Genomic DNA, 8,016 nt, shown 5'->3' with positions numbered 1-8,016 from the left:
CATCCCTGCAGTTCCCGCCATCCCCGCAATCCCGGTCGCCCGCAATCAAAGCGAAGCGTCACGCGTCCCGCTTCTTCAGCAGCGCATAGCCGCCGATCAGTGCAAGCGCTACCCACACCACCATGATCCCGAGCCCGCCCCAGGGGCCGTACGGGCTGTCGTCGTCCAGCGGTGTCTTCACCTGCATGATCTTGCTGCCCGCCTGGTCGGGCAGGAAACGCCCGATCTTCTTCGTGGCGGAGACGTTGCCCAGGATGCTGGAGATCAGGAAGAAGAACGGCATCAGGATACCGAGCGACAGCATCGGGCTGCGCAGCATCATCGCCACGCCCATCGAGAACATCGCGATGAGCGTCATGTAGAGCCCGCCGCCGATCACCGCGCGCAGCACGCCCGGATCGCTGATCAGCGCCTTGTGCTCGCCGAGCATCGCCTGCCCGAGGAAGAACGAGATGAAGCTGGTGACCAGGCCCACCACCAGAGCGAGCAGGGTGGCGACGGCGACCTTGCTCGCCATGAAGGTCGCGCGCTGCGGCACCGCGGCGAGCGAGGTGCGGATCATGCCGGTGCTGTACTCGTTCGAGACGACGAGCACCCCGAAGACGATCATCGCGAGCTGGCCGAGGCTCGTGCCCGCGAAGCTGGTGAAGGTCGGGTCGAACACCCGGCGGTCCTGGGCGTTGAGGCTGTCGTAGTCGTTCTTCGCCAGAATGCTGATCAACAGGCCGAGACCGACCGTGACGACCAGGGCCAGACCCAGCGTCCACACGGTCGACGAGACCGAGCGGATCTTGGTCCACTCCGACTTCAGTACCTGCGTCGCGGCCATCGTTCAGGACCTCTTCTTCTGCTGCTGCCAGTCCGCGCCCCAGCCCCCGGCCGCTCCCGGCGGTCCGGGCTGTCCGGCCGACCCGGGCGGCGGCGGGGCGGCGCCGGGCGCCGCGTGATCGGCATGTGCGTGATACTCCACCGACTCCGCGGTGAGCTGCATGAAGGCCTCCTCCAGGGAAGCCTGCTGAGGGCTCAGTTCGTGCAGCACGAGCTGGTGCCGTGCGGTGAGCTCGCCCAGGTCCTCCGACGGGGTGCCGTCGACTTCCAGGACGCCGTTGCCCGCCTCGACGGCGGTGACGCCCTCCTGGTGCAGCGCGTCGAGCAGCCGCTCGCGCTCCGGCGAGCGCAGCCGGACGTACGAGCGTGAGTTCTGCCGGATGAAGTCCGCCATGGAGGTGTCGGCGAGGAGCCGCCCCTGTCCGATCACGACGAGGTGGTCGGCGGTCAGCGCCATCTCACTCATCAGGTGGGAGGAGACGAAGACCGTGCGGCCCTGCGCGGCGAGGGACTTCATGAGATTGCGGATCCAGTGGATGCCCTCGGGGTCGAGCCCGTTGACCGGCTCGTCGAACATCAGGATCTCGGGGTCGCCGAGCAACGCCCCCGCGATGCCGAGCCGCTGGCCCATGCCGAGCGAGAACCCCTTGGCCTTCTTCTTGGCGACCCGGGTCAGGCCCACGGTGTCGAGCACCTCGTGGACGCGGGCGCGCGGGATGCCGTTGCTCTGTGCGAGGCAGAGGAGGTGATTGAAGGCGCTGCGACCGCCGTGCATGGCCTTGGCGTCGAGCAGGGCGCCGATGTACTTGAGGGGGTCCTTCAGCTGTGCGTACCGCTTGCCGTCGATCCGGGCGGCCCCCGCCGTGGGGTTGTCGAGCCCGAGCATCATCCGCATCGTCGTGGACTTGCCCGCCCCGTTCGGCCCGAGGAAGCCGGTGACGATGCCCGGATGCACGGTGAAGGTGAGGTCGTTGACGGCCATCTTCTCGCCGTACCGCTTGGTCAGCCCCTCGAGCTCGATCATGCGGCCACGCTAAAACGGGACAGAGCCCCCTGCCACTTGGAGTGACAGGAGGCTCCGCAGGCCTCGGGGGGAGTGCCTTACCGGGTCTGCTGGGCGGGAACCCCACGGGAGACGGGCTCGTCGTCGGCGGGCGTACCCGCGGCGGCGACGGCCGCACCCGTGAGGGTGGCCAGCATTTCGCGCACGTTGGTGAGCTGGGCGTTGATGCTGTCGCGGCGGTTGGTCAGAGCGGCGAGCTCGCGCTCGGACTCGCTCCGGATCCGGTCGGCCTTGGCGTTCGCGTCCGCGACGATGTCCTCGGCCTGGCGCTGAGCGGTCTCCACGGTCTGACGGGCACGACGCTCGGCGTCCGTCCGCAGCTTCTCCGCCTCGAGGCGCAGCTGCTCGGCACGGTGCTCGATCTCCGCGAGGCGCTTCTCGGCCTTGGCCTGACGCGAGGCCAGGTCACGCTCGGACTGCTCGCGGCGCTTGGCGAGGTTCGTCTCGAAGTCGGCCGCGGCCTGGGCGGCCTTGGCGCGGGTCTCCTCGAAGAGGGCGTCCGCCTCCTCGCGCTTCTGCTGGGCGTCCTTCTGCGCCTCGCTGCGCAGCGCGCCGGCCTCGCCCTTGGCCTTCTCGACGATCCGGACGCCCTCGTCCTCCGCCTTGGCCTTGCGCTCGGCCGCGAACGACTCGGCGTCGTTGCGCACCTGCTGGGCCGCCGACTCGGCGAGCTCGCGGTGCTGCTCGGCTGCGCGACGGGCCTCCTCGCGCAGGTCCTTCGCCTCCTCCTCGGCGAGGCGGAGGATCTTCTCGACGCGTGCGCCGAGACCCGCGTAAGACGGTTCGGCGTCGGCCACCTGGGCCTGCGCGTTCTGCGTCTCGAGGTGGAGCTCCTCAATGCGCTTTTCCAGAGCAGTGATACGAGCAAGAGCGCTGTCACGGTCGGAGACGAGCTTGGAGATACGTTCGTCCACCTGAGCGCGGTCGTACCCACGCCGCACAAGCTCGAAGCCGTAGGGGGAAGTGTCGCTCATGGGGTTCCTGTCGAATGAGACCGGTGAGGTGATAGGGGGAATCCTAGGGGTCCAAGCGGCGTGTCATCGAGCGGATGCCCGTTTGATCTGGAGAATGACACCCCTTTTGAGTGGCTAACCGCCGGAGCACTTGCCAGCGACAGTGCCGAAGGTCCTTACAAAGCACGCCAGATGTTCTTTGGCTAGCCCTCAGACGGCTTGCCACCCGATCGAGTTGATCCCGCGGCTGCGCCGGCCTTGACCCCACTGTCCTTCGCGCCGGCGATCGGTGGAGCCTCAAAAGACTCCAACGCCTCCAGCACGTCCTGGACACGGGAAATCTCGGCGTTGATGTCCTCGCGGCGCCGGACCAAAACCTCGAGTTCGCGTTTGCCCTCGTCAACCGTACGCTCCGCCTCGGCCTCCGCTTCGGCCTTGACGCGCTCGGCGTCCCGCACCAGCCCGGCGACCTTCGTCTCGGCTTCCTTGAGCAGCGCCTCGGCCCGCTTCACGGCGGAGATCCGCACCTTGCCGGCCTCGGAACTCGCGTCCGAAACCAGCTCCTTGGCCTTCGCCTCGGCCTCGGCGAGCTGCTCCTCCGCGGCCTTCACCAGGGCGTCACAGCGTTCACCCGCGGTCTTCATCGCCTCGGCCGACTCGCGGCGCGCCCGCTCGTGCAACTCCTCGATCTCGGCGGTGAGACGGTCACGCTGCTCCTCGGAACGCTCCCTTATGGCCGTCGCGTCCCTGCGGGCGCCGACGAGCAGTTCGTCCGCGTCCGTACGGGCCTTCTCCACCGCGGAGTTGCCCTCGACCGTCGCCTCGGAGACCAGACGGTCGGCCTCCGTACGCGCGGCACCGACCATCGTGTCGGCCTGGGCCTCCGCTTCCGTGGTGGCCTTGAGCGCCTTCTCCCGGGCGTCGGTCGTCAGCTTCTCGGCCTCGGCCACCGCTTCCGTGATGAGCGTGTCGACCTGCTCGGCCGCCTCGGAGCGGCGCTTGTTGGCCGCCTGGCGCGCCTCGTCCTTGGTCTGTTCGGCCTCGTCCCGCGCCTGCGAGGTGAGCCGCTCGGCCTCGGCCGCCGCCTCCGCCTTGACGCGCTCGGCGTCGGAACGGATGCGCTCGGCGTGCTGCTGGGCGGAGCCGACCGTCTCGGCGGCGTCCGCGCGAAGCCGCTCGGCGTCGCCCGTGGCGTCCGAGATGAGCTTCTCGGCCTTGGCCACCGACTCCGAGCGCACCCGCTCGGCCTCCGAAGCCGTCTCCCGGCGCAGCCGGTCGACCTCCGCCGCGGTCTCGGTCTGGAGCCGCTCGGCCTCCGCGACCGTCTCGTTCTGCAGCCGCTCCGCCTCGCCGCGCGCCTCACCGATCAGCTGGTCGGCCTGGCTCGCGGCGTCGCTGCGGATGCGGTTGGCGTCCTCGCGGGCGTCGGCACGGGTGCGGGACGCGTCCTGCTCGGCCGTCGCGATGGCGTCCGAGGCCTCGGTGCGCGAGCGCTGGGCGTGCTCGGAGGCGTCCGAGCGCAGCCGCTCGGCCTCCGCGATCGCCTCCGCGACGGTGCGCTCGGCAAGAGACTTGGCGGCCTCGGTCTCCTCGCTCGCCTCGCGCCGGGCGCGGTTGACGTCCTCCGCGGCGCGCTCCCGCTCGGCGTAGGCGTCGGAGCGGACGCGGTCCGCCTCCTCCTGCGCCTCGGTCCTGGTGCGCTCCGCGGCGTGCTCGGCGGCGCTGCGCAGGCCCGCGATCTCTTCCTGCGCCGACTCCTGGAGGCCCGACACGGAATCCCGTACGGACTGCGCGGTCTGCTCGGCGCTCGAGACCATCTCGGTGGCCCTGCGGTCGGCCTCCTCGACGAGGCGCACGGCCTCCGCCTGGGCCTCCTCGACGCGTTTGCGGGCCGATGCGAGGAGTTCCTCGCTCTGCTCGCGGGCGCGCTCGCGTTCCTGGTCGGCCTCGGCGCGCGCGGAGCTGAGGGTCTCCTCGGCCTCCCTGCGGCGCCTGGCGGCCTCTTCCTGGGCGGCGGACAGGGCCTCGGCGGCCTCCGCGCCCACCCGCTCGGCGGCGGCTGCCGCCTCCGAGCGCAGCCGGTCGGCCGACTCCTGGGCCTCGGTCTTGAGCCGCTCGGCCTCGGTGGCGGCGTCCGAACGCAGCCGCACGGCGATGTTCTCGCCCTCGGCGCGGGCCTGCGAGGCGTCGGCCGCGGCCTCGGTGCGCAGCCGCTCGGCCTCCGTCTCGGCCTGCGACTGCAAGGTGCGGATCCGCTCGGCGGACTCCGCGCGCAGGCGGTCCGTCTCGTCCGACGCCTCCTTGCGGATGCGCTCGGCCTCGGCGCGGGCGTCGGTCAGCGCCTGCTCGGCGGAGGCGAGGCGCTCCTCGGCCTCCGTGCGCAGGCGCGTCAGCTCGTCGGCCGCCTCGGACTGGCGTGCCGCTATCGCCCGCTCGGTCTCCTCGTGCAGCGCCCGGGCGGCGTCCTCGGCCTCGGACTTCGTGGCCTCGGCCTGCTCGGCGGCCTCCTCGCGGTGCCGCTCGGCCTCGCCGCGGGTGCGCTCCAGGGTCTCCTCGGCCTGCTTGCGCAGGGACGTGGCGCGCTCGATGGCCTCCGTGCGCACGCGGTCGCTGTCGGCGCCGGCCGTGGTCCGCAGCTCCTCCGCGTCGGCCTTCGCCTTGGCGAGCAGCTCTTCGGCGGACTTGGCCGCCTCTTCGATCTGCTGGACGACCTCGCGCCTGGCTTCGCCGCGGATCCGCTCACCCTCGGTGACCGCGTCGGCCCGCAGCTGCTCGGCCTCGCCGCGCAGGCGGCGGGCCTCCTCCTGCAGCTCGACGGTCTTGGCGCGGTACTCCTTGGTGTCGTCCTTCGCCGTGCCCTTGAGCTGCTCGGCGATGTCGTGCGCCTCGGCGCGCAGCCGGTCCGCCTCGGCCTCGGCCTCGGTGCGGATCCGCTCGGCCTCCTCCGTGGCGGCCTTCGTCGTCTCCTTGGCGTCCTTGGACGCCTTGTCGAGTACGTCCTCCGCCGTGCGGGCCGCCTTGGCGAGCTGGCCCGCGGTCTCCTCGGCGGTGATCGTGCGCGCCTTCTCGCCGGCGTCCTTGACCAGCTGCTCGGCCTCGGCGCGGGCGTCGGCGACGAGCTGCTCGGCCTCGGCCTTGGTGGCCTCGGCCTCCTTCGTGGCCTCCCCGACCAGGCGCGCGACCTGCTCCTTGGCGGTGCGCGTGCGCTGTTCGTTGGCTCCCTCGGCGGCCGACAGCTGCTTGGACGCGAGGTCCTTCGCCTCGGCGACGACCTTCTCCGCCTCCGTGCGCGCCTCGCGCAGGGCCGTCTCGGCCTCCGCCATGCGCTGCTCGGCGGCCCGGCTCGACTCGGTCGCCTGGCGGCGCGCCTGCTCGGACTCGGTGGCCGTGGTGGAGCGCAGCTGCTCGGCGTGGTCGGTGGCCTCCTGCGCCTGCGTGGACGCGGCGTTCAGGAGGCGCTCGGCGTCCGTGCGGGCCCGGCGCAAAATCGTCTCGGCCTCGGCGCGGGCGGACTCGGCGTCGCCGGCGAGGCGCTGGCGGGCCTCCTCGGCCACGCGCTCGGCCTCGGCGCGGGCGGCGGCCAGGGCCTGGTCGGCCTCGGCGCGCGACTCGTCGAGCAGCCGGCGCGCCTGCTGTTCCGTACGGGCGCGCAGCTGCTCGGCCCACGCCACGTTCTCGTTGACGTGCGACTCGACGGTCTGGCGGCGCTCGGACAGCTCCTGGTCCAGCTGCTGGCGGCGTGACACCGCCTCGGAGTGCAGCTCGGACTGGAGCCTGGCCTGCTGTTCGGCGTGCTCCTGGAGGATCCGCTGGGTCTGCGCACGGGCGTCGCGCAGCTCCCGCTCGGCGTCCTGGCGCAGCTGGTCGGCCTGGATCTGGGCATTACGGAGCAACTGCTCGGCCTGATAGCCGATGTCCGCGCCGTCATAGGCAGGGCGGGACGCGAGGTTGCGGCGCGCCTCGTGCAGCTTGGCGCGCAACACCTCGACCTGGTAGCCGAGGTCTTCGGCGTGCTGAACAGCCTTCTCTCGCTCGGTCTTCAGCCGGTCCATCTCGGCCTCGAACCGCGAAAGATGGTCCGTCTCAGCCCGCGAGCTCTCTTGGCGTTCGTAGCCCCGCACTGCGCGGTCCCATCCGTCCCCTGGTCGCAAGTCTCTTCGTACGAGCCCTGTCCATCCGCCGAACGGGGCCCACGGGGAATGGTGTCAGATCAACAGCAGAGCATGGGCTGCTGCCCCGACGCTCGTCCCCCGAAACCCGGACCCCGGCAAGCGGCCGCCCAGCGTACGGACGACCGGCCGCCCCATTTTCGGACGGCCGACCCCAACCCTACCGGCCCAAGTATGCGGAGGTCAGTGCTCCGGTGACTCCTGAGCTGCCGAGGTGACGAGTTCGGTGAGCACTCCGTGACAGTCCTTGGGGTGCAGGAAGGTGATACGGGAGCCCATGGAGCCGATCCGGGGCTCCTCATAAAGGACACGTACCCCCTTTTCCTTGACGGCGGCGGCGTCGCCGTCGACATCCGCGGTGCCGAAGGCGATGTGGTGCACGCCCTCGCCGTTCTTCGCGAGCCATTTGCCCACGGCGGAGTCGTCGCGGGTCGGTTCGAGAAGTTGCAGGTAGGAGGCGCCGCCGTCACTGGTCTCATTGATCTTGAGCATGGCCTCGCGCACGCCCTGCTCTTCATTGACCTCGGTGTGGAACACCGTGAAGCCATAAGTCTCGCGGTAGAACTCGACGGTCTTGTCGAGGTCGAAACAGGCGATCCCGATGTGGTCGATTCGCGTCAGCATGTTTTAAGTGCAGCCCTTCCGGCGGTGATTACGCAACGTGCGCGCGATCACACCGGAGGCCCGGTGACGCGCGGCGTACCGCTCAGTACATTCAAGTAAACCCTCATTAACTCCTCCTCCCAAGGGGCCGTGGCACATGTCTGGAACGACCGGTACCACCTCAGTGATCGTCGCGGGCGCACGAACGCCCATGGGCCGCCTGCTCGGCTCCCTGAAGTCCTTCTCCGGCGCGGACCTGGGCGGTTTCGCGATCAAGGCCGCGCTCGACCGGGCCGGCATCGGCGGCGACCAGGTGCAGTACGTGATCATGGGGCAGGTCCTCACGGCCGGGGCAGGGCAGATCCCGGCACGCCAGGCCGCCGTCAAGGCGGGCATCCCC

The 8,016-nt window shown here is 70.8% G+C and carries 5 protein-coding genes and 1 pseudogene; 1 reads left to right on the top strand and 5 read right to left on the bottom strand.

Translation table 11 applies throughout. The annotated features are described in order from the left end of the window. Positions 1-58 precede the first annotated feature (58 nt). The 5 genes from ACQKIP_RS33185 to mce form a co-directional block, all read right to left on the bottom strand. Positions 59-829, bottom strand: coding sequence for an ABC transporter permease (locus ACQKIP_RS33185; protein ID WP_365860662.1), 771 nt, complete (start codon positions 827-829; stop codon positions 59-61). A gap of 3 nt (positions 830-832) precedes the next feature. Further along, complete coding sequence (locus ACQKIP_RS33180) at positions 833-1,852, bottom strand: ABC transporter ATP-binding protein (RefSeq protein ID WP_365860664.1); 1,020 nt, start codon at positions 1,850-1,852, stop codon at positions 833-835. 77 nt (positions 1,853-1,929) lie between these two features. Then, complete coding sequence (locus ACQKIP_RS33175) at positions 1,930-2,865, bottom strand: cellulose-binding protein (RefSeq protein ID WP_361181370.1); 936 nt, start codon at positions 2,863-2,865, stop codon at positions 1,930-1,932. 182 nt (positions 2,866-3,047) lie between these two features. Next, positions 3,048-6,965 carry a polarized growth protein Scy gene (gene scy, locus ACQKIP_RS33170; RefSeq protein ID WP_365860666.1) on the bottom strand — a complete coding sequence of 1,306 codons (3,918 nt, stop codon included), beginning with the start codon at positions 6,963-6,965 and terminating at the stop codon, positions 3,048-3,050. 231 nt (positions 6,966-7,196) lie between these two features. Beyond that, positions 7,197-7,637, bottom strand: a complete 441-nt coding sequence (gene mce, locus ACQKIP_RS33165; protein WP_190081910.1) for a methylmalonyl-CoA epimerase — start codon at positions 7,635-7,637, stop codon at positions 7,197-7,199. Between the two features lie 136 nt (positions 7,638-7,773). Here mce and ACQKIP_RS33160 point away from each other — a divergent pair. Beyond that, a pseudogene (locus ACQKIP_RS33160) lies at positions 7,774-8,016 on the top strand (acetyl-CoA C-acyltransferase); the annotation flags it as partial.

It is taken from the genome of Streptomyces sp. NPDC059900 (assembly GCF_050270335.1).
Lineage (GTDB): Bacteria > Actinomycetota > Actinomycetes > Streptomycetales > Streptomycetaceae > Streptomyces.
Note: the sequence above shows the minus strand (reverse complement) of the source record. Positions and strands in the feature narration are given on the sequence as shown.